The 26514-nt window shown below is 43.7% G+C and carries 19 protein-coding genes, 1 pseudogene and 1 riboswitch; of the genes and pseudogenes, 11 read left to right on the top strand and 9 right to left on the bottom strand.

Annotation, left to right across the window (positions count from 1 at the left end; genetic code table 11):
• Positions 1 to 45: 45 nt before the first annotated feature.
• The 3 genes from QF117_RS01140 to QF117_RS01130 all read right to left on the bottom strand — a co-directional run bounded on the left by QF117_RS01140 (position 46) and on the right by QF117_RS01130 (position 1284).
• Positions 46 to 348 carry a DUF2007 domain-containing protein gene (locus QF117_RS01140; RefSeq protein WP_282385640.1) on the bottom strand — a complete coding sequence of 101 codons (303 nt, stop codon included), beginning with the start codon at positions 346 to 348 and terminating at the stop codon, positions 46 to 48.
• A 144-nt stretch (positions 349 to 492) separates the two neighbouring features.
• Positions 493 to 909 (bottom strand): GFA family protein, encoded by a 417-nt coding sequence (locus QF117_RS01135; RefSeq protein ID WP_282385639.1) that lies wholly within the window; start codon positions 907 to 909, stop codon positions 493 to 495.
• A 54-nt stretch (positions 910 to 963) separates the two neighbouring features.
• Positions 964 to 1284 carry a heavy metal-binding domain-containing protein gene (locus tag QF117_RS01130; RefSeq protein WP_282385637.1) on the bottom strand — a complete coding sequence of 107 codons (321 nt, stop codon included), beginning with the start codon at positions 1282 to 1284 and terminating at the stop codon, positions 964 to 966.
• 234 nt (positions 1285 to 1518) lie between these two features.
• Here QF117_RS01130 and QF117_RS01125 point away from each other — a divergent pair, with 234 nt between their 5' ends.
• Positions 1519 to 2904 (top strand): AraC family transcriptional regulator, encoded by a 1386-nt coding sequence (locus QF117_RS01125; RefSeq protein WP_282385635.1) that lies wholly within the window; start codon positions 1519 to 1521, stop codon positions 2902 to 2904.
• Between the two features lie 5 nt (positions 2905 to 2909).
• Here the strand turns inward: QF117_RS01125 and QF117_RS01120 are convergent, their stop codons facing one another.
• Both QF117_RS01120 and opgC read right to left on the bottom strand, forming a co-directional pair.
• On the bottom strand, positions 2910 to 3362 hold the full coding sequence (locus QF117_RS01120; protein WP_282385633.1) for a DUF2141 domain-containing protein: 453 nt from the start codon (positions 3360 to 3362) through the stop codon (positions 2910 to 2912).
• Positions 3363 to 4475: an OpgC domain-containing protein gene (opgC, locus tag QF117_RS01115; protein WP_282385632.1), complete on the bottom strand. Its 1113-nt coding sequence runs from the start codon at positions 4473 to 4475 to the stop codon at positions 3363 to 3365.
• A gap of 260 nt (positions 4476 to 4735) precedes the next feature.
• On the opposite strand from opgC, the gene QF117_RS01110 reads away from it, so the two are divergent.
• From QF117_RS01110 to ribB, 4 genes are all read left to right on the top strand, one after another.
• The gene (locus QF117_RS01110; protein WP_282385630.1) at positions 4736 to 5965 is read left to right on the top strand and encodes a DUF481 domain-containing protein; all 1230 of its coding nucleotides are present in this window, start codon (positions 4736 to 4738) and stop codon (positions 5963 to 5965) included.
• A 104-nt stretch (positions 5966 to 6069) separates the two neighbouring features.
• Entirely contained in the window at positions 6070 to 6699 is a 630-nt protein-coding gene (locus QF117_RS01105) for a hypothetical protein (RefSeq protein WP_282385629.1), read from the top strand.
• 106 nt (positions 6700 to 6805) lie between these two features.
• Complete coding sequence (locus QF117_RS01100; protein ID WP_282385628.1) at positions 6806 to 8230, top strand: coniferyl aldehyde dehydrogenase; 1425 nt, start codon at positions 6806 to 6808, stop codon at positions 8228 to 8230.
• Between the two features lie 108 nt (positions 8231 to 8338).
• Positions 8339 to 8497: riboswitch (FMN riboswitch) on the top strand.
• A gap of 110 nt (positions 8498 to 8607) precedes the next feature.
• The gene (ribB, locus tag QF117_RS01095) at positions 8608 to 9264 is read left to right on the top strand and encodes a 3,4-dihydroxy-2-butanone-4-phosphate synthase (protein ID WP_282385627.1); all 657 of its coding nucleotides are present in this window, start codon (positions 8608 to 8610) and stop codon (positions 9262 to 9264) included.
• A gap of 269 nt (positions 9265 to 9533) precedes the next feature.
• Here ribB and QF117_RS01090 read toward each other — a convergent pair whose 3' ends face one another.
• Both QF117_RS01090 and glgX read right to left on the bottom strand, forming a co-directional pair.
• Positions 9534 to 11300, bottom strand: a complete 1767-nt coding sequence (locus QF117_RS01090) for a diguanylate cyclase (protein WP_282385626.1) — start codon at positions 11298 to 11300, stop codon at positions 9534 to 9536.
• Positions 11301 to 11438: 138 nt separating this feature from the next.
• Positions 11439 to 13397 carry a glycogen debranching protein GlgX gene (gene glgX, locus QF117_RS01085; protein WP_282385625.1) on the bottom strand — a complete coding sequence of 653 codons (1959 nt, stop codon included), beginning with the start codon at positions 13395 to 13397 and terminating at the stop codon, positions 11439 to 11441.
• Positions 13398 to 13823: 426 nt separating this feature from the next.
• On the opposite strand from glgX, the gene lamB reads away from it, so the two are divergent.
• From lamB to QF117_RS01060, 5 genes are all read left to right on the top strand, one after another.
• Entirely contained in the window at positions 13824 to 15116 is a 1293-nt protein-coding gene (lamB, locus tag QF117_RS01080; protein WP_282385623.1) for a maltoporin LamB, read from the top strand.
• A gap of 117 nt (positions 15117 to 15233) precedes the next feature.
• A complete protein-coding gene (locus tag QF117_RS01075; protein ID WP_282385622.1) occupies positions 15234 to 16151 on the top strand; it encodes a MalM family protein in 918 nt (305 codons plus the stop codon).
• Positions 16152 to 16320: 169 nt separating this feature from the next.
• Positions 16321 to 17067: a helix-turn-helix transcriptional regulator gene (locus QF117_RS01070; protein WP_282385620.1), complete on the top strand. Its 747-nt coding sequence runs from the start codon at positions 16321 to 16323 to the stop codon at positions 17065 to 17067.
• 206 nt (positions 17068 to 17273) lie between these two features.
• Positions 17274 to 22118, top strand: a complete 4845-nt coding sequence (locus QF117_RS01065) for a hypothetical protein (protein WP_282385618.1) — start codon at positions 17274 to 17276, stop codon at positions 22116 to 22118.
• Between the two features lie 207 nt (positions 22119 to 22325).
• On the top strand, positions 22326 to 24338 hold the full coding sequence (locus QF117_RS01060) for a HAMP domain-containing methyl-accepting chemotaxis protein (protein ID WP_282385617.1): 2013 nt from the start codon (positions 22326 to 22328) through the stop codon (positions 24336 to 24338).
• Between the two features lie 98 nt (positions 24339 to 24436).
• Here QF117_RS01060 and nagB read toward each other — a convergent pair whose 3' ends face one another.
• Positions 24437 to 25237 carry a glucosamine-6-phosphate deaminase gene (gene nagB / locus QF117_RS01055; RefSeq protein ID WP_282385616.1) on the bottom strand — a complete coding sequence of 267 codons (801 nt, stop codon included), beginning with the start codon at positions 25235 to 25237 and terminating at the stop codon, positions 24437 to 24439.
• A 351-nt stretch (positions 25238 to 25588) separates the two neighbouring features.
• Here nagB and QF117_RS01050 point away from each other — a divergent pair, with 351 nt between their 5' ends.
• Complete coding sequence (locus tag QF117_RS01050) at positions 25589 to 25840, top strand: DUF3081 family protein (RefSeq protein ID WP_282385615.1); 252 nt, start codon at positions 25589 to 25591, stop codon at positions 25838 to 25840.
• Positions 25841 to 26180: 340 nt separating this feature from the next.
• Here the strand turns inward: QF117_RS01050 and QF117_RS01045 are convergent.
• Positions 26181 to 26471: pseudogene (locus tag QF117_RS01045) on the bottom strand (DUF413 domain-containing protein); the annotation flags it as partial.
• Between the last annotated feature and the right edge of the window lie 43 nt (positions 26472 to 26514).

Below are 26514 nucleotides of genomic sequence, written 5' to 3'. Positions count from 1 at the left end.
TACACTGTAAATGGCTTTAATTTCTACGAATGGGTCATTCAGTCATTAGGCTTCGTGTTGGCATTTCCAGCACAGTTCAAACGCCGGCTCATTCACTTCTTTGCAGTGCAGGCAAACCCAAGTTGAGGTGTTCTTCGGCTTGATCATGGATTCGATCGCCAGTGCCGCAGCATCGAAGTCGGTATCGTCAACAACCCACAGTTCTGGCCAGCAGTCGAAGGCCGATATTTCTCCTACAGCCCCAGTCGAAAATTCATTCTTAATAAAGGTTTCGATACCCAGTGCATCGATGATGTTTTTTGCGTTTGTGATCAGAAAGTGGTTTTCACACGTGTAGATAAGCTTCATAAACATCCTTTTCTTCGGCGATTACATTCAAATGAATCCATTTAACGGTATGGATGAGTCCCTCGTGACTTATTAGGCCGGGTATAGATCAGACCGGGTCTAGCGCAGAAATATTTCCCTACGCATAAACGCAGGTTGAGCCGTTTATTGTGCCTGCTTTTCATACGCTTTGACCCCTTCAGGGATCTGATACCATGTTTGTTTTTCCCCTACCCAGATGTGCACCATGGGCTCGAATAGAGTGTTATCGGTTAACTGGGTTGGTTTTAGTTTGAGCTTTAGGGTGGAAAGGTCATCAGGATTAAAATGATAAACACGGTTACCGCATTCAGGACAAAACTTGGCACCATTTGTATTGCCGCTGTCTGATAGGCGAGTCCATTCTTTTAACGTCCCACTAAACTCAATGGCTTCACGAGGGAAGATAGCGGTAACACTGAATGGCCCTGTTGATAGTTTTTGGCACTCAGTACAATGGCAAGCGAGCACCATCGTAGGGGCTTGCTTTATTCGGTAGGTTAATTGCCCACATTGGCAGCTTCCAAATATCGGATATTCCATTATTACCTTCCCTGCATGGTTTCAATTGCTTGTGTTAATAAGCGAGTTCATCGTTTAGTTAACAACGACCGCGGTACCGCTTGCTGAGACCATCAGCATGCCATTATTTTGCCCCAGTACTTCGTAGTCAATATCAACCCCTACAACCGCATTAGCCCCGAGTTCTTTGGCCTTCATTTCTAGCTCTTGAAACGCGATCAAGCGAGCTTTTTCCAGCTCTCTTTCATAAGTACCAGAGCGGCCTCCCACCATATCGCGTATCCCCGCAAACATATCCTTAAACAAGTTTGCCCCTAAAATGGCTTCGCCTGCAATGACACCTTTGTAAGCGACGATGCGTTTGCCTTCAACGGATTGGGTTGTGGTTACTATCATTGATATCTTCCTTTTCTTGAGACGATTACGACAATAAATATATATGGATGACTCATAAGACTAGCGGATTAAACTAGTGATAACCGTGAGAAATATTGGGTAATGGGCGGTTTTTTCTCGACTTAATATCAGCGGCTCTCAATAAAGGTCTCGCTGGTATCTATTCTTTTGAATGGGATCGAAAAATCACTGCACGTTTTTGTCGTTGGGGTCTCGGTCAGGCACTCTAAGCGCATGAGATCATTTACCTTTATTATGCGTATTGTTGACGCCATCGAGTGCTTGCTTCCTAAAAAGCTCGATGTAGCGGCGCTTTCCCAAACGTTGAATGTGAGTCGGTGGCACTTGCAGCATGAATTTAAACGCTATACTGGAATGTCGGTAGGGCATTACTATCGCGCTCGGCTATTGTCTCTGGCCGCAAAGGAAATTGCCGACACCGATAAACGACTTCTCGATATCGCGCTTGATTTTGGCTTCGACAGTCATGAAGCTTTTTACCGAGCCTTCAAAAAACAGTTTCATGTTTCCCCTAAGCACCTAAAGAGTGCACCTCATTTTGCAGACTTCCTCGTGATAACACCCATTTCGACGCACTACTTGGAGTTTGTCGAAGAGATAGCCGTTAGTCCTCCCTATCTATCACACTTTAAAAGGATCGAGGTTCAAGGGGTGCCCGAAGTTTTTCCATCGATATCCAACAGCGGGGAAGAGTTTAAGCGGCCACTTGGCCGTTTGTGGTCTGAATTTGACTTGGCGACCCAGGGATGGAACCACCAAAATCGACAATATTTCACGCTGGAATACCGCAATAGTTGTTCTTATTTATCCGGATTGTTTCAGATGCTGGCCGCTTGTGATGGACCGAATGAAGAAAGTGAACATGTACTAACGAAGGTGATACTTCCCGCAAGAAGTGTATGGAATTTTCAAGTGCGAAATATTGACTACATAGCGCCTTTCTTTAAATATCTTGAACTCGTATTTATGCCAGACCAGCAGCTTTCCGTTAAAGCATTGCCCATTGTGTGGCAACAACGGCCTGATGGTTCATTAATCTGTTCCATAGAGTTGCTTGCACAACAAGAGAGCACATTACCCTCAAGTGTCACACATTTCTCGAAAAAACTGGTTTTGTTGCCGGCGCATTTTGGGCACCTAACGCGTTATACAGTTGGCTCCCACTGCATTCTTAAAGCGTATCGATTAGCGGACATTGTGGCTCACTTTATTGGGAATATTGAGGCGATTAACCAGGGGAAGGGGGCGATTTTGATCGGTCAGCATGATGAGCAAGGGATGTTTTCCCCACAACATGATTACGACAGTGCCTATTTTGAGTTTTCTAAAACGGGCAGTGAAGTATCACAAGCAAGCTATTTGCAGTGTAAATTGGAGGGAACAATAAAAGATATAGGGGATGCTCTAGAGTCACTGTATTGCCATTATTTGGTTGAATCCCCATTTTATTTAGTGCGTGGGTATGAGTGGATAACGTCATTAACGCCATTCGACGATCACGGATTAGGCAGTGTCAATGCTAAAGTGAATGGCGGTGGTCCATTTAGCGAGGATCAAAAGTGGACGATGGAGCTTCTGATCCCCGCTAAAAAACGCTAAGGCTGTTAACGATAATCAACCAGCACAATATCCTGCGTGGTATTGCCTGAGACTTCAAAGCCAACCATAGCAAAAGTCGGTGGACCTTGAAGAGTTGGGTTGTTAGAAAAACCAAGCGGCTCTAGTGGCATGTAGCCGTTCATGTCCAGTTGCTGATTGCTGTCAATATCCTGATAGGTTTGCACAGAGTAGTAACCGCCTTCTAGGTCGGTAAAGACGACCTTGTGGATGATTTCATTGGCCGATACCTTCTTTTCTTCTAGCATTTGTTCGTCTTGCCCATATAAACCGACGCTGAGAACCCCTCCTTCTGCGGTTAAATTAGAGACGTTAACCGTCAAAGTATGCTTTTCGGTACTGTTCATTGCATGTGTGGTTTCATCCGATGGTTTTGAAGCTTGATCGCAACCAACGAGCCCGATGCAAAGTGTTGTCATGGGTAATAGCCAAAGTTTCATTTATATACTCCTGTTAAAAGTGAATCGGCGGAACAATAGGTGTTTTTCTCTCATGAGAGGGGGTAAAAAGAGCAATAGGACCACTACAATCAGCATTGAATGATAGAGCCCATTGTTCTTAACGAATTGAGTGCAAAAAGGCGTCAGAGTAAAAATCACGACATAGTGCCAGGTGAAAACTTGCAGTGAGTGTCGACCCAGTAATGCAAAAGGTCGAATAACCACGCCATTAGGCCACCGCTGAATCAAGTAACTAAACAGGTAAATCAACAGCGACATGTTGAGCACTCTTAGCCAACCAAGCGTCGGTTTGTCGGCATACTGGTAAAGCGTACCTTGATGAATCCCCAAAGATGGATAAAACACGTTGTGATGGGCAAGAAAAAGGACAAAAGCGATGATGAAAGCGGCGACAACAACGCGCTTATATTGAAACCAGGCAATTGAAACATGGTGGTGGCTATAACCAAGACACACGCCCATGACGAAAGGGAGTTGCCATGCAAGCCAGCTAAAATAGCCGGTATTAATCGGTGTGATGGGGGCCAGTTCGGACAACCCTTGCGACAAATTCACCCATGAACTACTCAACCAGATAACGAGGCTCACCGTGATCACTCCGATGATTTTTCCTTTATTTAATGAATGGATAACCATAGGAGTGCAAAGCATAAACGCGATATACATAGGGAGTATGTCAAAATACGCCGGTTTGTGGATGAGAGCCAGAGTCATCGCTGTGGCTAGCTCTGGTTGTCTAAATAAGAATGGAAACATGGATTGAAAAAAAGAGGGATAACCGACCCCGCCATAAGAAACCATCAAGATAATACCTACAATGAGCGCAAGCGCACCGATGTGGTAATAGTAAAGTTGCTTAACTCGAGTGAATATTTTACGGGTTATTTGCGTAGCTGAAGGCCGACAATAGATAAGCCCCACCATCAACCCAGATATAAAAATGAACCCTTCTGCTGCCCCCACTTGACCTAAGGGTTGCAGTGTCAATACTTGTATAACTGAGCGTCCACCAGTCATCCAAATAAAATGATTGAGTGCCATGCAAATCAGCAATAAGCCTCTGATTGAAGCGATAGCATGATTTCTTTTCATTAAGCTCTCCATAGCAAAAAACAGTAACGGGTTAGCGTGTCTTTAGGCTAAAGAGTCATGAAAAAGAAAACTGACTTATTGTGCGGTTTCTTCAAGATAGCGTAAGTATGTTCACACTTTTTACACTCTCCTGTCGGTCTTCTCGCTTGCTGTGCGACTATTGAACTGTTCTATGTGCTTGTGTGAGTGTTCAGTTTGTTGAGTACTACAGAGACCAATATAATCGTTAATAGGTATGCGAGATCGCTAAATTTCCAGGAATGATGACCAATATTATTAAACCCACTGCCCTATCATTGTTGCTGATGATCCCCCTGAGTTTGCCCGTTGTGGCAGAAGATCAGATTTTTACTGGGGAGTTAACGATCGAGAACGAAAAGTCGGTGGTAGACAGTGAAGTGGGTAAGGCGCCTGTTACCTCGTCAGATGCTCTCAAATCCTCTGTTGATCTTAATCCCCCTACGCAGCTTAAACCAATGATTACCGTCGAAAAAGGGCAAGGGTGGGTTCAGTTAGTATCTGGTGAGGTATTGCTTGGAAGCTTAACCGGAACAGTTAAAGATGAACACAATTCTTACGAGCTGACGCTTGAGTTCGACAGTGAGGAATTGGGCGATGTTGAGATCGATGTTGAAGATATCGCCGTGTTGCAAACGGCCGATGTTTTTCGAGTTCGGCTAGCTAATGGTGAAACTCATCAAGGTCATTTAACCATCGCTGATGATAAACTGACGATCCAAAGCGACAAGTTATATATTTACCCTGTCAGTTTTGTGGTATCAATCTACAGCAGTGTGGAGTCGGAAATAGAGCGCTGGGAAACGGATCTCTTTTTAGGCGCAAACTTTAGCAAAGGCAATACTGATGAACTCTCTGTGTCAGCGGAGCTAAATGGCAAGCGACAAACGGTCTACTCCCGTACCTTGCTCAAATATAATGGCAACGTCACTCAATCGTCGGGAGAAAAAACGGCTCAAAATCACCAGTTCAATGGATCTTACGATATCTATCTCAGTAATCGGCTTTTCTTTCGTCCGATAAAAATGGCCGTGAATAGCGATAAATTTCAAAACATCGATTATCGGGTCAACGCCTCGATGCAGATGGGTTACTTTATTATTACCCAGTCAGATTTAGAATGGGATGTCTCTCTTGGTCCTGGTTTTCAGACGACTCAATTTGATACCGTATTAGAAGGCCAAAGTACCACTGAAAATAGCCCTATTGTCGTATTTTCCTCGGATTTGGAGTACGAGCTAACCAAAGATATCGATGTGAGTTATGGCTACGATTTGAACTGGGCCAATGCGGCTTCGGGAGGGGTTCGTCATAGTAATGATATCAGTGTTGATGTTGAGTTGGTGGACGATCTTGATTTCAGTGTGAAATTTATCTGGGATCATAACTCAAACCCGAAAGTAGACTCTGACGGGGTGATACCCAATAGGAATGACTATAAGTTGAATGTGGGCCTCACGTTTGATTTCTAATTTTATCTATCTGATTATTAATTGGAATTTATAACTTAAGCCTTCTATTGTTATAGCATTAAAATGATCGCGAAATGAGATGCTTAAACATTAAAGGACACAACATGTTACATAAAGGAACTCTGCTCAAATCGGTTGGTTTTACTCTTGTTAGCTTGATGCTACTGCTTCCCACCGCCTTTGCTTCCCAAGATGAACCCGATAAAGACAAACCCAATAAAAACGCATTCATTCAAGTGAATGTAAGCTTGGATCTGCAAGGTATAGAAGAATCGATTGATACCACAAGCCAGTCACTCAACTCTCTTGCTGACTCCTTAAATGCGATAGCCGCCAGCCCTGATTTAACTCCCGAACAACAAAATAACATTGAATTAACGGTCGATAATGTCAATCAACTTATCAATATTTCGACTCAATCACTTGAACAGCTGCCGGTTGCTTTTGCTCAATCTAAACAAGTGGTGGGCGACAAAACACAGCTTTTTCTGGACGATGTGAAGTTTAAACTGATCTTGATTGTATCGCTGACGGTACTGGCGCTGCTTGCCATTATTGGTTGTATTTATTGGCTATTGTTAAGACCACTTCAATCAACGGTATTGTCTGCAACCACCAATGTGTCTCAAATGGCACAGGCGTTACAAGTAACGGCAAAAGCCGTAGAAGCTTGTACGGAAAAGCAACAAGCCATAGCCGACCAGCTTGTTAAAGACGATAATAAATCAATATGAAATCTGTGTATCTTAAACCAGCAAAAACTTGGACCATTAAAAAGCTTGAACACTGTTCAATGAGATAATATAACGTAGTGATTAACGTGATAAAGAGGGTGAGCGAATGGAATTAGTGTGTGGTAATCAAGAGCAATTAGCATCTGAACAAGCGCTAGTCGACACGTTTGAACAGGTTCAAAAAGCATACAATCAATCGCCCGACTCGAGTTATGACGAACGTGTTGAGTTACTTGCTAAGCTCAAGTTAGAGTTGTTAGCCACGCAAGCTGAGCTCGTTGACGCGTTAAATCAAGATTATGGTTATCGAACGGAATTTGATAGCACTATTTGTGATGTGATGCCGACAGTTGGCCATATTAATTACACGCTAAAAAACCTGAAGAAGTGGATGAAACCCAGCCATCGATCCGCTGGATTGTTACTTGCGCCTTCAAAAGCTCAGGTTCATTTTCAACCTGTTGGTGTGGTTGGCGTTATGGTTCCATGGAACTTTCCTATTTTTTTAAGCCTTGCCCCTATCGTCACAGCCATTGCCGCGGGCAACCGTGTGATGGTTAAACTGAGTGAAGCCACGCCCCATACCAATGAAGTACTAAATCGAGTCTTTGCCTGTTTGAGTGATCATATCTACTCGATAGAGGGCGGTGTTTCCATTGCAGCGCAGTTTAGTTCACTCGCCTTTGATCATTTAGTTTTCACAGGCTCAACGGCCGTTGGTCGTAAAGTTGCCCAATCTGCCGCTAAAAATCTCACCCCTGTCACTTTAGAGCTTGGCGGAAAATCGCCAGTGATTGTGGGTACAAATGCGGATCTTCAAAAAGCGATTGACGCGATCATGTTGGGTAAATCCATCAATAGCGGTCAAATTTGTGTTGCTCCAGATTATGTCTTTGTTCCTAAAGACAAAGTATCAGAGTTTGGTGCTCTTTATCTGAAGCGATTTGAATCGCTATTTCCAGTCAAAAAAGGTCAGCGCAGTCTAACCAGTATTATCAATCAGGCTCAGTACTCTCGATTGAAACACTATCTTGATGATGCGACAGAGAAAGGAGCAAAAGTTGAGACGATTGACTGTGCGCAACTTGTCGAGCGTCAAATGTTGCCTCATATTCTCACGGATGTGAGCGAGGATATGTTGGTGATGCAAGAAGAGATCTTTGGACCACTGTTGCCTGTGATTGGGTATGACTCCATCGATGAGGTCATCGAACGGATTAACCAGCGCCCAAGACCCCTTGCGCTGTACATTATGAGTAATGATAGAGCATTACAAGCCCATGTTCTCCAGAACACCCACAGCGGTGGCGTTTGTATTAATGACACGCTCTTACATGTGGCGTTGGATGACGCGCCATTTGGTGGTAGCGGCGAGTCTGGGATTGGGCGTTATCACGGTATCGAAGGCTTTAAAGCACTTTCAAATTTAAAAACGGTACTCGTGACTCCAACTTGGTTGCCTCGGAGTCGAATGATGTTGAAATGGCGAAATGTTACTCAAAAGGTCATCAGTCGGCTGTTTATCCGCTAGTTTCGTGTCTGTTTCGGGCTATAGATTGTAGTTTTAAGGTGAATAACACGCTACCATAGCACCGCTTAATTTTGGGCGTTTGGCCCGAATTAGCGTCATTATTTTAATTTTTATTCTCAGGGCGGGGCGAAATTCCCCACCGGCGGTAAATCTTACCTTCGCATAAATGTGCGTAAGATCAGCCCGCGAGCGCTCGATACGTCGAGGTCAGCAGATCTGGTGCAAACCCAGAGCCGACGGTTAAAGTCCGGATGAGAGAGAATGAAAACACATCAGTCGGCGGTGCTATATTATTAGCGCCCCTCGCTGGTGCATTTCGTTTTGGATGTTATATCCCTCATACAGCCCTGATTCTGGTGATATTTAGGAGTTTAACCATGAATCAGTCTTCATTACTTGCCGAATTTGGCAACCCAATTACTCGTGTTGAAAATGCATTAACTGCGCTCAGAGAAGGTCGCGGTGTGATACTGCTGGATGACGAAGATCGTGAAAACGAAGGCGACATCATCTATTCTGTTGAGCACTTAACCAACGCTCAGATGGCACTGATGATCCGTGAATGCAGTGGCATCGTATGTCTTTGTTTGACCGATGCGCAAGCGACTAAGCTTGATCTCCCACCTATGGTTGTAAACAACAACAGCGCGAATCAGACGGCGTTTACTGTCTCGATTGAAGCGAAAGTGGGTGTGACGACTGGTGTCTCTGCGCAAGATCGTGTGACAACAATCAAAACGGCAGCAAACCCAACGGCCAAACCGGATGATCTTGCTCGACCTGGGCATGTATTTCCACTGCGCGCACGTGCTGGTGGAGTAATGACTCGTCGAGGCCATACCGAAGGTACGGTTGATTTGATGCAAATGGCTGGTCTACAGCCTGCGGGTGTGCTTTGTGAAGTGCAAAACGAAGACGGTACAATGGCGAAAACACCAGAGCTGGTCGAGTTTAGCCGTAAACACAACATGCCAATCCTGACGATTGAAGATATGGTGATGTACCGCACTCAATTCGATCTAAAGCTGGCGTAGTCAAAGTCAAAGTTAAAGCTAACGCAATCTCACACCTTGTTCGTCGGACATATTCACAGCGAACGATTCATAGACGTTAGAATTATCCTAGTTTGGTGAACGCATCAAACTAGGATGTTCATTTTTGGCTTTAACGTTCTAAATCCTTAAAACCGATGCCTCAAAATCTAATCTTAGAAATTCGCTACTAGAAATTGAATTCTAACCACCGAATCCTAAAAACCGAGCGCTTTCGCGCTATTGTCTCGTTGGAATGCAGCGCCTAAATATCAAGATTGAAAGGTATTAAGTACCACTTGGTTACGTCCAAGCCCTTTCGCTTGGTAGAGCGCTTTGTCGGCCCGACCAATACTTGAATGCTGACTGTCACTGACCGAAGTTATCCCGATACTGATGGTGTATTTTATCGTGCTATTACCATCGTCTAGACTCGTTTGCTCTATTCTGTGGCGCAGAATTTCACACAAGTCATAGGCATGGTTTTCGTCATTCGCCTGAAAGAGTAGGCCAAATTCTTCTCCTCCAAAGCGAGCCAGGCTCAATGCCTTTGGCTTAGGAAAGCATGTCTGCATCAATTTTGCTGTTTGCATGATGATGTTATCACCAGATTGGTACCCAAATTTGTCATTGATGGCGCGAAAATGGTCGATGTCGATCAGTGCTAGATAGACATGCTGCTGCCCCAACCGCTCATCAATCAAACTCCGAATGGTGAGTTTATTGTCTAGATTCGTCATCACATCTTTGCTCTGCATTTTTTGATTTAGAAGCAAATTGTTTAAGGTGATTTCTGTATAATTTCTTATTATTTTCAATAGACTACGATTTATTGGTATCCGCATTGGCATGTAGATGATAGCGATAAGACCTTGCGTATTGAAGAGCGGAATAACGTAGTGGCGTGTATTGATACGCAGCTTTGTGGCAAGAGCATCGGCGCTGTTTTTTCCAAAGTAGTAAAGATCACCAGGAGTGTAGGCAGCAGGGAATCGTTTATCAGTATGGATGAGCGTTTCATTGCCATGAAAATCGAGAGTGGTTAGTTGCCCGGTTTCTTGTGCATAGAGACAAAATTGAACACCTTGATGGTGACAGAATCGGTCTAAAATGGAGCGCAACTGGTGCTTGAAATCGGCTAAATTATTTTTGGTGTTCAATAATGAAAGTGAACTATTAATTTGGTAAATCAAGTAATTAATCACAATAGTGAGTAAGAGAAGTGAAGCCAGAACCAATGCTGATAGTGTGAACTGATGAGAGTTTTTAAGAATATCTGCTCTGTTCGTCCCTGCAACAAAGACGAAATTGTTGTCATTATCAGCGTTAAAAACGGACACTTTGAATTGATTATTATAGTAATACTCTAACTGCCCATAACGACGCCCTTGATTGACTAAATCCTTAATGCCAGATTGATAACTAATAGATTCGCTGCCGATACGTTTAGGGTTGGGGTGAAAGACAATTTTTCCTGTCAGTTTATCAACGACAAAGAGGTATCCTTTATTTAGTGTCCGCATCCCTTCGAGTAGAGTAGAGCCATACATAAGATCGAGCTCTAGCCATATCGCTTCGCGTTCATTTGGCTGATATCGAACAGCAAAAACCCATCGATTATCGCTGGTTTGATAAATCGGAGACACTGAAAATTCAGAAGATAGACTGGGTGGCGATCGCCAACTTAAGAGGTCCAGTACCTCTGCGTTTGGGTGTGTTCGTTCGATGGCTTGATAGCGACCGACGTAAGGGTCAACGAGTAAAATATCAGAGTAAAATAAGCTACTACGAAGTATGTTTTTCGCGAGTGTTTCAAATGAAGTATGGTTTTTGGCATCGTTGAGCAAATAGAGCTTACTGACTGCCGCTTCAATATGAGAAGACACCAATAGTGAAGCGGTGTGGATATTGGCTTCAGATTGCAGATAGGCTTTGTGTTCTGATGATTTTAGCTGTTGGTAAGCAAGGTATATCATCCCAATAGTTAATAGTATGATGTACGGCCTGAGGGTGCGTAAAAGAATTTTTGGTAAAGCCATGTAGTTAAGCCAGTTAGTGTCATGATTTTATTTTTATGACGCCATAGTAGAGTGAATCACTACGCATATCAATGGCTATTAATCTAGTGCTTGTGGTTAAAAATGAGCGGTAAGTGTAAATCACCGCTCACATTTTTGTTATTTTTTTGTGAGATGGAAGATGGCGAGTGATGTAGGAGCAAGAAGGACTTGTTTTTCATCAATCGTTTTGTGCAATTCATGGGAATCGGTATTACAAATCATTTTCCACTGTTGATGATGATCGCTTGGTAAGCTAAATCGAGCAGGGGCATTGGTTTGATTGATGCAATACAGCATTTCATTACCGGATTTCCCTATCCCTAAGTGCAACGCTACTGAGCTTAAGGTGTTCCAATCGTCATGTTCCATATAAGAGCCATCAATACGACGCCAAAAAATACGGTTGTCGTTACGTGTTTCCCCGCTGAACGCATGAATAAACGGAACCATATAGGTTTTTCTTGCCTTGACCATGTCAGCAACCCAACACTGGAAACGTGCTATGGTGTCTTGCTCTTGCCAATTTAACCAACTGATGTTGTTGTCTTGGCAATAAGCGTTATTGTTACCTTGTTGACTGTGAGAAAGCAGATCGGCGGTGAGCACATGCGGAATACCAAATGCGAACAGTAAGCTCGCCATGAAGTTGCGTTTTTGCTTTTCACGCAGTTCGATGATTGCTTTATTCTCGGTTGGGCCTTCTGCGCCGTAGTTCTCTGAACGATTATCTCCGTGCCCGTCTCGGTTTTGTTCGCCATTTGCCTCGTTATGTTTGTGCTTATATGAGACTAGGTCTTGCATGGTGAAGCCATCGTGGTAAGTGATGTAATTCACCGTCATATTCAACGGCCAGTTTGACGCGCTGTAGAGATCCCGTGACCCCATAAGACGAGTAGCAAATTCTTTCAAATAGCCTTTATCGCCACGCCAAAAGCTACGGGTTATATCACGCAGGCGATCATTACATTCATTCCAACCTAATGGGAAGTTACCCACTTGATACCCGTTAGGGCCAATATCCCAAGGCTCTGCGATCAGTTTAACTTGTTTTAAAACGGGGTCTTGGGCGACCGCTTTAAAGAAGGCTGCTTGATTATTGAAATGTTCGCCTTCGCGTCCAAGCGTTGCCGCTAAATCGAACCGGAACCCATCAATGTGGTATTCAGAAACCCAGTATCGCAAGGTATCCATGACAAGGTTTAAAGAAGCTTGATGGTTTACATCGACCGTATTGCCACAACCCGTATAGTTCGAAAAGTGCGGACCATGCTTGAGATAATAATGGGAATCGAGTGCTTTTAAATTAAAGACAGGGCCGTCTTCTCCCGCTTCTGCGGTGTGGTTGTACACCACATCTAAAATGACTTCAATGCCCTCTTTATGCAGCTCCCTCACCATGGTCTTTAGTTCAGTGACTGCATCTACATCCCCATATCTAGGGTCTGGTGCCATGAACAAATAGGGGTTATATCCCCAATAGTTGCTTTTACCCATGTTCAGCAAATGTGGCTCGTGCATGCATGCTGCAATAGGCAATAGCTGAATGGTATTGATGGATTGTTTTCGATAAAAATCCAGCATGTCCGCTTGCACTAAGCCCAAATATTTACCTTGCTGCTCAGTGGGTAAATTAGGATTGAGTTTGGTTATTCCCTTAATATGCGTTTCAAAAATAACCGTTTCTTCTCGGGGGATTCTTGGCGGTGCAGTGCCTTGCCAGTCAAACTCATCGTTAGTGACCAGACATTTTGGTAGTAAGAAACTTGTTGTCGAATCAAATGGGGGTTGATAGTGAAGTGGCCCATCAATGGCTTTTGCGTAGGGGTCAGAAAGTAGGTGAGGCGTGTTATCTATCTCTATGAGATACCCATATTTCTGTTTGGCCTGAATGCCTTCAATGAAGATATGTTTGATACCTGCATCGTTATTGTGAATCGGGTGAACCTGTTGATTGCCTGCATCATCAAAAAGAACCAAAGCTATGCTGTCTTGATCAGGAGCATAAATTGAAAAGTTGCACCCACATTGGCTGAGTGTCGCCCCTAAAGGGTATGGCTGAGAGCTTGTGCCTATCATTATGGTAACTATATTTTTGTTTTTATTTAGGAGTCCTTAGTAAAAGACTTTGCTCTACATTGGTCAAGCGCCTTAGTAATAATATTTGAATGTAATTTTATTTCAGTTTTTTTGCGATACGATTAAAAAATTTGAGCTTGATATCATTTTGATCTGTGAAAATGGATACTAATTCGTCGTGCTCCCCCTTAGTTCTGTGATCCACCTCTGTTAAATCATTTATCACGTGTTTTCTCCTCCTTACTCATCCCCCCTAAATAAATCAAAGGTGGAGGACGCAGCCTTCCTACTCCCTAGGTAATCTAGCCACAGTTGAAACGAGAGGGGACTTAGTCCCGCTTTACTTTTTCTTGGTGTCGCCCATTTCTGCCTTTATGAGCGTTGTTGAGAAAATGATAAAAATAAAAACCCTAAATGGAGTTAATAATGAAAAAAGTAAGTTTAATTGCTGCTGCAGTGGCTGCGTCTCTAAGTGCTGGTGCTTTTGCCGCAGCGGTTGATTTCCACGGTTATGCTCGTGGTGGTGTAGGCCTAAGTGGGGAAGGCTCACACGTTACCTATGAAAAGAATAGAGTAGGCCGTCTTGGTAATGAAGATGATTTGTACGCAGAGATTGGTTTAAACGCTGAGCTTTACAATCAAAATGACGTGACATTCAAACTAGAATCTTTAGTTGCATACGGGCAATCTGGTAACAACAACTGGGAAGGTAACTCTAACGCTCTACGTGTAATGAATGTTCAAGCACAAGGTTTATTCAGCGACAAAGAAGCGGTACTTTGGGCTGGTCAGCGTTACTACCAACGTAAAGATATCCACATTACGGACTTTTACTTCCTAGATACATCGGGCGGTGCTGGTGGTGGTATCGAAAATATTTCACTTGGTGGTGGTAAGCTTTCTCTTGCTGTAATGCATGATGACGGTTCTCAAAAAGTAGACGACGGTACTGAGTTCGTATTTGATGCTGATAAGTGTACAGGTACAGGTACGCCAGCGGATGATTCTTGTTACAAAGAGCAAGCTAAAACTAAAGATGAAACAGTTTCTGGTTACACATTCGATATGCGTTATGCAGGAATTGATCTTTGGGAAGGTGCTAACCTAGAACTCGCTTTAGCGTATGACTTTGCTTCTGAAGCTAAAGGCCAAACGGTTGCTGCAGATGACGGTGTGTTATTGACAGCAGTGATTGGTCAAGGCCTAGATAATGGTTTTAACCAAACCGTTCTACAATACGGTACTGCTGCATATGGTCATCAGATGGCAACATATGGCGGTGGTGGTTGGTATAACCGTACTGACAACAACAATGATGCAGATGGTTTCCGTATCATCAACTGGGGTGTTAAAGGCTTCGGTGAATCGTGGGAAGTGGGTCACACAGTAATGTATGCACAAGCTTCAGATACTGCTGATGGTGATATCACGGCGTACAATGCGGTAGTTCGCCCAGTGTACAAGTGGGATGACCACATGAAGACCGTTTTTGAAGCAGGTTACTTTGCTGATGAAACTAAGAAAGCAGGCTCAACCAAAGATGCGTCTGGTTCTAAGCTAACCATTGCACAAGCTTGGTCTGCTGGTTCTAGCTTCTGGGCTCGTCCTGAAATCCGTGTTTACGGTTCATACTTCATGGACCATGAAGCAGATAGCTTCGCAAACAAGACTGACGATACTGAATTCAGTGTTGGTATCCAAATGGAAGCTTGGTGGTAACAGCTTTCTGGTAACCAGTAGTTGCCAAAGTCCTATTTAAATAGTCCATATTTAAGTAAGTAAAAATATCAAGCCGGCTTAAGTGTCGGCTTTCATCGTTTGTAAAAAGAGGTTCATATGAAACGACTCGTTCTAAGTTGCGCAATCAGCATGGCATTATTGGGATGTACGGCAACAGAAACAGTTGTGTTCGATGCCGAAAATGTACAGCAGGTAGCAGAAAGTTACGCTCAGGTAAATTGGGCGAACATTGAACCAACAAAGCGCATTAATTTTACAATTGAAGAATCTAATCAAAAATTCACTTTCTCAAAAGGTCAGAGCTATATCGCTGCTTTTGATATTAATACTCAAGGGAAAGAGCTTGATTTAGAGCTTATTAGCCATTTTAAGAAAACCGTTTTCTATCCAAACGCTGTGTTATTGAATGAACAAAATCAAATTATTAAAACATTTGAAACCAGTGATTTTGAATATAAGCATGCTTACGGCATGCAGGGGGATCGTTTAGTCTCGAAAGTCACGATTCAGCCTGTTGGTAAGCAACGTGTTAAGTTACTTATTTACACAACACCTGAGTTAATTAAAGGCGAGACTGAAGTGCTTCACCCAGTTAAGCTTGATGCTATTGCTCGCGGTAATTATCCACCAGATGTTCCGAACCCAATGATTCCTCATTCAGCTTTTGGTGAGTTGAGCGTTATTGCCTCAGTGGATGATGCTTTAGTGCTTGAGGAACCGATTACGGTCGGCAGTTCGGATACTGCCCAAGAAAAATTTAAAGCTGATCTTGCTGAGCAACAAAATCAAAAAGCGATTGCAGCACAGGCTGCGATTACAACTGTTGCGGTGAGTGAGTCTAATGTTGATACGGTTGCTTTGAATATTGATCAACAGCGTTTTTACTTGGATAGTATCGAAAATGCGGTAAACGTAGGCATGTTAGACAAAGCCCTAGCTCTACTAGAAGAAGCCAAAGCGCTTAATGTTGAAGGTGCCCAAGAAGCGTTTATCAAAGCAGTGAACCAGCAGTAATGAAACTCATGATCTAGGCCAAGTACAGTTCGTAATCCTCTCTGTGTACTTGGTTAAATCTAGCGCTGATTCATCTAAAATATAAATGAGACAGATTTGATCTAGATGACTATGTAATCTGTCAATAGAGCATATACTGTGACGATTATTTTGTAGGCAAGGATTGCCAATGAATAGTCACAACGATCCTCAATATGGATACTACCCTATCGTAGTATCCCCCATTGAGCTTGAAAGCATACTGCTCAAAGAGCTTGATCATTTAGGGATTGAGCATGTCGTCTTAATGGTTTTCGACCCATGGTTTTACCCCAAGATAAACGTGACACATGGTTTCAATGCTAAGCAGATGGTGACTTACCAGACGCACCAATCGCATGATGCATTTTTAACACACTACTTGAATAAAAAACTGACAGGTCAATTGGTTTATATGCAAGAAATGCTGCCCCTGCGGAAGATTTCTGACGAAACATTTCTTGATATTTTAGTCCCTACCATGCAAATGCATCACTCCTATGGCGGTTTGCATCGAATTTTAAACCACCACCATTTAATGCTAAGTTGCCACAGTTTTCAAAAATTGAACATGCAGCAACAACGGAGCCTGACCGAGCTTTGGCACTTTCTGGTTCATTGGGCAAACGGTTGGGTATCAAATCAACTCATTGCTAAGCAGTGGGAAAAGCTCAATGCTCATACACAGCAGATAGAAAGTAAATCCAATTTAACCCACGCAGAAACACAAATATTAGCGCTTCTTATTCAAGGGCTAGATGGCTCAGAAATTGCCAGTTCTCGAAGAGTGTCAAAAGAAACGGTCAGAACTCAAATAAAGCAGGTTCTGCATAAAACAGGCTGTAAACATCAAAATCAACTCATCTCTCGTTATTTTCATAATCACTTATTTTTATAATTGTTTCTTTTTTTGGTCATTTTTCTGGGCCCCCTTTTTTCTAAAGGCTTTCTATTTCAGAACCCAATGGACATTTTTGTTTATTTGATAGCGATCAATTCATTTATCTAAAAGTACTATTTGTCCCCCATATGGGTGATGAGGATTATCAGCACCATCTTTATGCTCCTAGCAATCACATCCAAAAGGGATTATTGGGGGCAAGTATGAAAGCGAATAAAATCATGTTGGCTTTAGGGGGCATCTGTGCGATGAGCCTATTGGGCTGCAGTGATAGTGATGACGCATCGACGGTTGCGGTGCCGCCGTCCACGTCTGAAATAACAACAACTGAGACGTACAGCATAAAAGCCATTGATGGGTATTTGCAAAATGCGTTGGTTTGGTTGGATCTTGATCAAGACTGGTTACAAGATGACGATGAACCTTGGGCAATATCGGGTGCGGGAGGCGTTGCTGATTTAGATGTTTCCAATATTCTTGAACCGCAGCGCTACCCGATAGTCGTCCATGCAATCGCTGGGCAAACCATCGATGAAGACTCTGATGGAACACCAATGACTGAAAGCGCCATAATGTCGGCCCCAGCGGGAGAAACGAACGTCACGCCATTATCCACGTCGGTTCATTTGACCATGCAAGAGCTTATGGGAAACGCAAACACACCGGAAGAGATAGCCCAGGCGAAGCAGCAAGCGATTCAGAAAGTGTCCGGTGACTTGGGCATTCCAGAAGAACAAGTTTTGGGGGATTTCATCGCAGACAATAACCCTAAGGCCGCCTATGCTGCACTCAGTATTGTTGCCTCTGGCCAAGTTTTACCCGATTCACCTGAGCAAATGCAGCGAGTTATGCTGCAGGCGGCAGATGATCCAACGTCGTTAAATCAAATGATCGCTGCGGTGAGTGAGCAGATTCGCATGGTTGTTGAAAGTACTGACGAAGATGACTTGAACGTGACGCCACCACCGATTAGCCGTACAGACAATCTTACTTTGGACCAAGACGCCGACGGTATCCCTGATCTCTTAGATGCCTTTCCATCCGACCCTAATGAGTACTTAGATAGCGACGGTGATGACCTTGGGAATAATGCTGACAGCGATGACGATAATGATCGCTTCGAAGATTCGGTCGATTCATACCCTACAGACAGTAATCGAGCGGGTGATCATGATAATGATGGCATAGATTCATTAGTTGATTCACGTCCTTATGATTTTGATAATGATGGATACGATGACAATGATGACCAGTTTCCAAGAAATCCATTATTAGCTGGCGATCATGATAACGATGGATTTGATAGCCTCAATGATGCCTTTCCTGAGGACACCACTAGAGCGGGGGATCACGATAACGATGGGTACGACAGCGTTGATGATGCTTTTCCTCTCAATGACAAGTACGCCGGCGATCATGACGAAGATGGGTTTGATAGCATCATTGATATGTTCCCTAATGATAATACTCAAGCAGGGGACCATGATAATGACGGATATGACAGTGTTGTCGATGCCTTTCCACAAGACGGTAGCGAATGGTTAGATTCTGATGGGGATAGCATCGGCGATAACTCAGACGAGTACCCTAATGATTTTGATAACGACAGCTACGCTGATGATATTGATGCCTTTCCTGAAGATGCGACTGAATGGCTCGATACTGATGGAGACTTAATCGGTAACAATGCCGATCCCGATGATGACAACGATGGCTACAATGACGCAGACGACATCGATCCGTTACACCCACTGACTTCACCTGATACGTATTCATTGTGCCTTGAAAGCTTACCTGATTACCCAATGGGTATGGAGATGAATTCGCGATCCGATGGGCGGCTTTATAACGTATCTCGGCTCAATGTAGGGCAAAGTAACACAACGCATTATTTCCAAACCGAGTTGTATGTCGACACCATCAACAGCCTGCCCAATGGTTATGCATACGAGTTAGGTAATCCTATTGTCGTCAATCAAATTACCACCGACTTCGGTGCACAAGCCAATGAATGGGATCCCAACCTAGAGTTTGAATACCTTGATGCAGTGACAGGGGAGTACATCGGATATCGAGATCACTATGATCGCTGGTGGGGCTTTAACGTTTCAGTGACGAGAGCAGAAATGCTGCCTCTCAACACGCCCGTTCCTTGGTCGGTTCAACGTTTTGACACCTGGTCACCCATTGATTCGGTTACCCATAATCAGTTTACAACCACCTATTTGGGTAAAGAGATCATTACGACCGAACTCGGTTTGCGAGAAGTATGTGTGACTCAGTATCAAGGGCAGTTTGACTTTGTTAAGGGAGCGGGTTCCACTTCTCAACATCATCAGATGTACGTTGAAGACAGCGTTAAAAACTATGTCGACAAGAATAAAATCATTCAACGAGCTGAGCGCGAATACCTTGAATTCGATCCTAGTGACAAAGAGACACCGACTTGGGGGTACACCAACTATGTTAAGCAATTAGAAGGTTTTATTCTAAATGACGTGTTGTATGGGAATGACCCGATTGACACAAACGTACCAGATAACCAACCGCTGACTTTAGACGCTTGTTTAGCCGAACTTCCGTCGGGGGTTCAACCCCCTACGCTAAGTGATTCACTGACCTTTGATGTCGTCAAACGAAGCCTGGATGGATCGGTTAGAACCGCCATTTATCATTGGGAACTCCTTACTGGTGAACATGTGGCGTGGCAAGACAAAACAGGGTTGATCGAAAGTCGTTTAACGGGCGAACAGTTTGACAATGGACGCTCACTAGGAGTGTTCACCGAACGTTATTACCAAGACACTCTCGGCGCTTTTCAGGGGATGGAAGCGCGTGAGGAAGGCAGCGATGACATTAAATGGGGTAACGTCCATTTAGTTAAAAACGATCTTACCCTGGAAAGCACATACCGAATCCCAGAAGTAGAGAGTACCCACTTTAGAGCGGTCAATGCCGATACGCAATATGGTGACTGGCAAACCGGTGATTATGTAACAAACACCGTTTATGTCGGTAAAGAGCCTATTTCTTATCAAATCAATGGCGAAACTGTCACTCAAGAAGCTTGCCGAGTTTACACGTCGAATCAAGGCTCGTTGTATCGTTCTGATGGTTCACTATCATCGTCTGAAAATATGCAACAAGTTAATTGGTTTGATAATAATGGACTTGTGCAAAGAGAGACTGAAAAAAAATCTGGAATGTTAGAAACTTGGACCCGTTCGGCCGTCAATGGAACCATGCCTATTTATGCCGTTTGTGACCGAGAAAACACAGGGGAAGTGCAAGGTGAGGTAGTCGGATATGAACACTTTTTGGCGTCAGCTAACTATTGCAGTTATTCATCATTTGATACGGTCGATCTCAATGGGTTAACGCTTTACTACCAAGAAAGTGAAGCGTTCTACTATGGGTATCAATTTAGCAGTGATGGTAGCGGAATTTATACGGAGTCTGATGGATTCAGTATTGCAATAAGTTGGTCAATAAATGAAAACGGTATTATTAAGATCATTAGTGGTGACGATACCGAGTACTTTGCCCTGGTTGCCACGGAAGGGAATAACTTCAGTCTATTAGGGTTTTATCTTTGGGATGAAGAAGGTCAACGAGTTACAGAGATTATTGGTCAGGAATTCTCAACCGTCCGGCCTGAACTCGAAGGAGATAACCAAGTCTCGAATTTATCCGAACTCTTTGAAACGGGGTTAACTTGGCTATGGGCTGAATTGTTCACCACTGGATCAGAGCTAGAATACGGAACGATTCGTCGAATACAAGACAATGCTGTTTATGAAACCTACAGTGAGTTTGATTTTGGCACTAAGACGTTTGTGACTGAAGTCGTCAATGTGGGAAACTCCGCTTCCGATGACCGATACGTGTTAACGTCCAATGGCACATGGGAATTTGAGAATGAGGCCATCACGCAAATTTCAGTCAACCCTGATAATACATTAGCGATGAGCCGAATTCATGGTGATGGGTTTACTAATTCGGTCTTGTCTGCTGTTGAGGTCCCTTTGGCTGGGCAGACGATAGCGACCGTATTATCGGTCATTGATGAAGGGGGGAGTTGGGCTAAGTTTGTTCATCAAGACGCCCTTTTTACTGAACAGGCTGAAGCATATCGAGTCCTGTTTAGTGAATATGAATATTTCAGTTTGGAAACACTCAGTTGGTGGTGTGATGGTCAGATTACTCAAGACGACCTAAATGGCATGTGTAACCATATTCTGACGGACACTTATAATGCGGTTATCAATTTCGCAGAATTACAGTCAAATCGATTGCTTGTAACGTGGAATCAAGCGGATCAGACTGAAATCCTGATGCAGTTTGTCGGCAGTGATAGTGATTCTGGAACCGTGAGCTTTACCAATGAAAGCCAACCGTTAGAGAGTGGAACATGGGAGCAGTTGGTTGAAAATGGGGTATCACTGATTAAAGTGCAGGCACCGTTATCAGTTGCACAGCTAGGCGCTCACTTTGCTGATGACGGCTCGTTATATCTTGCAGAGTTCAATGGCTTTGTCAGAAGGGTCAGCTTGGTGTCTGAAGGAGGGGAGGATCTATTGTTCAATCCGGCGGCCCAAGATGACATACTCAGTGCTTTTGTTAATCCATTGAATGCATGCGCGGTTGGAGATGAAGACGATGGTTCTGCCTCATTGGTTGAGTTCGCCAGTGCAATAAGCGCCTGCGGTGGGTCAAAGGTCATCACAGAAGACAAGCTTATAGGACGGACTCTCACCATCGATTACCCTGATCCCCACAGCGAGTACATGACACTGACTTTTTATGATGATAACACCGTAGTTGGTGTCGATATGAATAGTCACGAAACATGGATAGATAGCTGGTCAATTGATGAGAATGGTTACCTCAAACTATTTTCCGGTAATGGGTATGTTTACTGGGCTTTGATTGATAGCTCACCGACGCAGTGGTCTGTTAAGTTGCTTGAGCAATGGGAAGATAACACGGACCCACAAAACCTTGTTTTAAAACAGTTTATTACCTCCGGTGTCACCGAATTTCGCTAGATTATGATGGTTCAAAATGAAGACTGTTCATGCCGTTTACTGAAAAGTAGGCGGCATTTTTTGTTCAAGGCTGTTAGTTAACAGCGATTCTTCACTAACTCTCTCATTCAAATAAATAAAAAACAAAAATGTCAATAATAAATTGCGCCAGACCATAATCGAACCATACTTAGGTAAATAAGAACTAAAATGTATGGAGTATCAAGGATGAATATTCGCCTGACTCACGCCCTCTACATGGGCTTTTCAGTCATTATATCAACGACCCTAGTGTTAGCTTTCGTGGTTTGGTCTCTGGTCAACAAATCGGCCATTATCTCCGCTGAAATTGAAGCGGATGATGTTCCCGGTGTTTTGGCGTACTTGAACGTGTTAGATGAAATCGGTGATTTACAAACCAACGCTTTGGAGTATCTCAATGGTGAAGCCGATGAGTATGAAAACTTTAAAGAAAACGCGAAGGAATTTCATTACTACTATTCTGTGCTTAGGCCTCTTGAATCAGGTAAACCTTCGGATATAGAAAAAATGGACAAGATACTCAATCTTGCCAATGAATATATCGATACGATGGACAGAGAAGTGTTTAGTAAGTACGACCCTGCGGCAGAACAGCTTGCGATTAAGAAAATAAACGAACTGACAAAAAATGTCGGTATTCCACTGGAAAATCTTCTGGACAAACTGAAAGACGGCGAGTTTGCTGATGCATACAAGACCACCGATTTAAGTGAATCACTGAATGACGATCTGCCTGGGGTTCGCTATTACTTAGAGCTGGTTGACGAAGGGGGAGACATGATTTCCTCGCTCAATGCTTATATTATGGGCGACCCTGATGCTCGAGAGGCGTTCAAAAAAGACGCGGCTTCATTCTCTGACTACTTAGAGAAGCTAAAACCTCTAGAGCAAAAACCGAATGAAGTGAAAGACATTAAGCAAATAGAGCAATACTTCTCTGAAATCGTTCAAGTTGCTCAGCAAGTGTTTGATGGTTACAACCCGTACTATAAGAACTCAGCGATACGTACGGTCGATGAACTAGAACATTCTATTTTTACACCGATAGAAGACATACTGGATGCTTCAGCGCAAGAAGAGCGAGATGACTCAATTAATGCGCTCAAGGTATTGAATGACAACATGTCGACCATTGTGTTGTGGTTATCGGTTAATGTTGTGACGGTCCTTGTGGTGGGGTTTGCGGTGGCCATACTGTTGTCTCGAATGCTGAGAAGACGATTGATGGTGATCTCCGATCGAGCTCAAGCCATTGCTAATGGTGATCTATCGGCTGAGTTGATCAATGAACAGAATAAAGATGAGTTGGGTGAGCTTGCTCGCTCCATTGATGATATGCAAACTGCCCTGAAAGCGGTGATATCTAACATAACCAATGTGGCTTCTGAAGTGGCTTCATACACCAAAATGGTGGATGGAACGAGTCAGAATGTGGCTTCTGGAATTCAAGAACAAGCGGATAAAGCAACACTGATTGCCAGTGCCGTCGAGGAGATGACCGCCACGGTCAATCAAGTTGCCGAGCAGAGTAAAGATGCCGCGGAAAATGCCAAACAAGCAGGCGAAGAGGCGGTCAATGGTGGTGATTTAATGCAGGAAACGGTAAACGGTATGAACCGGATATCGGAAGTGGTTAATGAAACCGCCACCACGGTTGATAGCCTAGGTAAGCGAGGAGAAGAGATTGGTAACGTCATAAAAGTGATCAATGATATCGCAGAGCAAACCAACCTCCTTGCTCTCAACGCAGCCATAGAGGCGGCGCGTGCGGGGGAACTAGGCCGAGGCTTTGCAGTGGTTGCGGATGAAGTTCGTGGCCTTGCTGAGCGAACCTCAAAAGCGACGGAAGAAGTCGGAGGGTTGATCACATCCATCCAAAGTGAGACTCGCCAGGCGGTCACCAGAATGAGTGAAGGCACCCAAATGGTTGGAGAGGGTGTGGCACTGTCTAACTCAGCGGGAGACGCCTTGGTTCAAATTGTTGCCAGAGCAAAAGATGTGAATGGCATGATAGAGTTGATCGCAATTGCCGGTGATGAGCAATCCGTGGCTGCGCAAGAGATGTCCCGAGATATCAACTCGATCAGTCAGATTGCGGATGAGTCGGTACGAAGCACGCAAGAAGGTGCTGAAGCGATTAGCCAGCTGTATGGTAAAGTCGAGGAACTGGAACAAATGGTATCGCGCTTTAAATTATAAAGATCAACACGCTCTAATAAAAAAGCCACGCATTTGCGTGGCTTTCTCATCTCATACGAATCGTGCTAGCGAAACTTATGCTTTTTACTCAATAACCCTTAGAAACCTTTGATGTTCTCAGCTTCTAGTTCAGAGAAGTACTTAACTGTTTTCACTTTAAGTTCTTGAGTTGATGGCTCATCACATACGATCACTGATTTAGGGTGAAGTTGCAGAGCAGAAACCGTCCATAGGTGGTTTACAGAGCCTTCAACCGCCGCTTGTAGGGCTTGTGCTTTATTATGGCCAGTCACTAGGATCATGATTTCTTGCGAATCTAACAAAGTACCCACACCGATAGTCAGTGCGTACTTAGGTACTTGGTCGATATCGCCATCGAAGAAACGAGAGTTTGCAATACGAGTGTCTTCAGTCAGCGTTTTGATACGCGTACGTGATGCTAGAGAAGATGCAGGCTCATTGAATGCAATGTGGCCGTCGTTGCCTACGCCACCCATGAATAAGTTGATTTTGCCGTAAGACTTAATTTTGTCTTCGTAACGTTGACATTCCGCTTCATTATCTGCTGCATTGCCATCAAGAAGGTTGATGTTCTCATCTTGAATATCGATGTGGTTGAAGAAGTTCGAGTACATGAACGTGCGGTATGATTCAGGGTGATCAGAAGGAATACCAATGTACTCATCCATGTTAAACGTAACAACGTTTTTGAAGCTAACTTCACCCGCTTTATGTAGCTCGATCAGTGCTTTATAAGTTGCAAGTGGCGTTCCACCAGTTGGCAGGCCTAATACGAATGGGCGGTCTGCGGTTGGGTTGAAATCGTTGATGCGTTTTACGATGTGTGCCGCTGCCCACTTACCTACTTGTGCTGCTTTATTTAACGGGATAAGTCTCATTTTGTGCCTCTAATATTGGAATTTTGGATGCTTTGAAACATTAATTCGCATTATAAAATAAGTTTTTGCGATCTGCTATTGTTTTCGGTCAAGTTTTTGTGTTTTCTTTGACCACTGTGAACATCAAATGGCTTGAGTCTCACTATTGAGGTCGTCTTTTTACCAGCGCATTGTTGGCTTCAAGTACCGTTTAGAATGCAAAGGAAACAGGCCGTGGTATTGTCCGGAGGCGATAGCGTTATTACCGAGCGGGATAGGCGAGATAATCACATGGTTTCTTGTTTCATTCTTTTGCACCAAAGCACATTTGAATCCATACTCAGTAAGTCTTAATTCAGAACAGTGAGTCCAATGAAGAATGGCTTAAACCCGACACAAATATTGCAGGCCTACGAGACGGTCATGAAACAAGGGCGCATCACGCCGCAAGGCAGGATCCTCGACGGTATCGAAGCGTTGAATAGACATGATGGTTTCCCGATTCATTTGCGTGGAGAAGGGGTCGATCTTAAAGTCTGCTCGCTGAAACGTTTTCATCTTGATTACAACCAACTCAGTTGCAGAGATGCATTTTTAAAAAAATTGGCCATACTCGCACAATAAGGTTTAAAGCCGTATTCATCGTCCGGTATAGCCTGTTGTTCTTAACCGCGTTCTCTCACTGGTTTAGAGCCTGTGGTTTATAGCGCACAGTTTCTAATGAATGATGTTGAATTAATGGATTTCAAATCATGCTCTTCACTCAATGATTTACGCTTTAATGATGATCGCTTAAAGGTGCCTGATTACTGGATGTATGAGCGACATTCGCATGGCTGAATTCGGCTTCTTCCAGTGACAACTCATCGAACGAAACGTCGGCCTCATAGCTCGTCTCATCGCGCTCCATTTCTAAAGAATGAATCGCTTGAACGCGAGGTTCCGCTCGCGGTTTGGTACTGCTGCTGAGCGAATGAAAACGCTTTTTCCCTGTTACGATTTGTTTATACTTCAGCCACACTTTTTCTAATTTTGATTTTGCCTTTTGTGGTGATTTCAATGTTTTGATGAAGTGTTTTTCTTCGGCATTATCAGGATCGATTTCTCCTAGATCAAGCGCTTTCATTGTATCGCCATAGAGAATCAGCAGCTCTTCTTCGGCAAGGGTGAAGTCGCCAGATTTAGCAAATCCGCGCGGGAACTTTTTGTTATCGTAATAACGCTTCTTCCCAAATCGAAATTCAGTTTCAGACATAACATCCTCTGTATATCACTATTGTGCTCACGCCAGTTACGGC

Source organism: Vibrio sp. YMD68, from assembly GCF_029958905.1.
Taxonomy (GTDB): Bacteria; Pseudomonadota; Gammaproteobacteria; order Enterobacterales; family Vibrionaceae; genus Vibrio.
This window is presented reverse-complemented; position numbering and strand designations above follow the sequence as displayed.

Excerpts from the sequence above, each read along its gene's own strand:
- QF117_RS01140 (WP_282385640.1), bottom strand. The coding sequence starts at position 348 with ATGAAGCTTATCTACACGTGTGAAAACCACTTTCTGATCACAAACGCA.
- QF117_RS01060 (WP_282385617.1), top strand. The coding sequence starts at position 22,326 with ATGAATATTCGCCTGACTCACGCCCTCTACATGGGCTTTTCAGTCATT.
- QF117_RS01065 (WP_282385618.1), top strand. The coding sequence starts at position 17,274 with ATGAAAGCGAATAAAATCATGTTGGCTTTAGGGGGCATCTGTGCGATG.
- opgC (WP_282385632.1), bottom strand. The coding sequence starts at position 4,475 with ATGAAAAGAAATCATGCTATCGCTTCAATCAGAGGCTTATTGCTGATT.
- QF117_RS01125 (WP_282385635.1), top strand. The coding sequence starts at position 1,519 with ATGAGATCATTTACCTTTATTATGCGTATTGTTGACGCCATCGAGTGC.
- QF117_RS01070 (WP_282385620.1), top strand. The coding sequence starts at position 16,321 with ATGAATAGTCACAACGATCCTCAATATGGATACTACCCTATCGTAGTA.
- QF117_RS01075 (WP_282385622.1), top strand. The coding sequence starts at position 15,234 with ATGAAACGACTCGTTCTAAGTTGCGCAATCAGCATGGCATTATTGGGA.
- glgX (WP_282385625.1), bottom strand. The coding sequence starts at position 13,397 with ATGATAGGCACAAGCTCTCAGCCATACCCTTTAGGGGCGACACTCAGC.
- QF117_RS01120 (WP_282385633.1), bottom strand. The coding sequence starts at position 3,362 with ATGAAACTTTGGCTATTACCCATGACAACACTTTGCATCGGGCTCGTT.
- lamB (WP_282385623.1), top strand. The coding sequence starts at position 13,824 with ATGAAAAAAGTAAGTTTAATTGCTGCTGCAGTGGCTGCGTCTCTAAGT.
- QF117_RS01135 (WP_282385639.1), bottom strand. The coding sequence starts at position 909 with ATGGAATATCCGATATTTGGAAGCTGCCAATGTGGGCAATTAACCTAC.
- QF117_RS01130 (WP_282385637.1), bottom strand. The coding sequence starts at position 1,284 with ATGATAGTAACCACAACCCAATCCGTTGAAGGCAAACGCATCGTCGCT.
- QF117_RS01090 (WP_282385626.1), bottom strand. The coding sequence starts at position 11,300 with ATGGCTTTACCAAAAATTCTTTTACGCACCCTCAGGCCGTACATCATA.
- QF117_RS01105 (WP_282385629.1), top strand. The coding sequence starts at position 6,070 with ATGTTACATAAAGGAACTCTGCTCAAATCGGTTGGTTTTACTCTTGTT.
- QF117_RS01100 (WP_282385628.1), top strand. The coding sequence starts at position 6,806 with ATGGAATTAGTGTGTGGTAATCAAGAGCAATTAGCATCTGAACAAGCG.
- nagB (WP_282385616.1), bottom strand. The coding sequence starts at position 25,237 with ATGAGACTTATCCCGTTAAATAAAGCAGCACAAGTAGGTAAGTGGGCA.
- ribB (WP_282385627.1), top strand. The coding sequence starts at position 8,608 with ATGAATCAGTCTTCATTACTTGCCGAATTTGGCAACCCAATTACTCGT.
- QF117_RS01050 (WP_282385615.1), top strand. The coding sequence starts at position 25,589 with ATGAAGAATGGCTTAAACCCGACACAAATATTGCAGGCCTACGAGACG.
- QF117_RS01110 (WP_282385630.1), top strand. The coding sequence starts at position 4,736 with ATGATGACCAATATTATTAAACCCACTGCCCTATCATTGTTGCTGATG.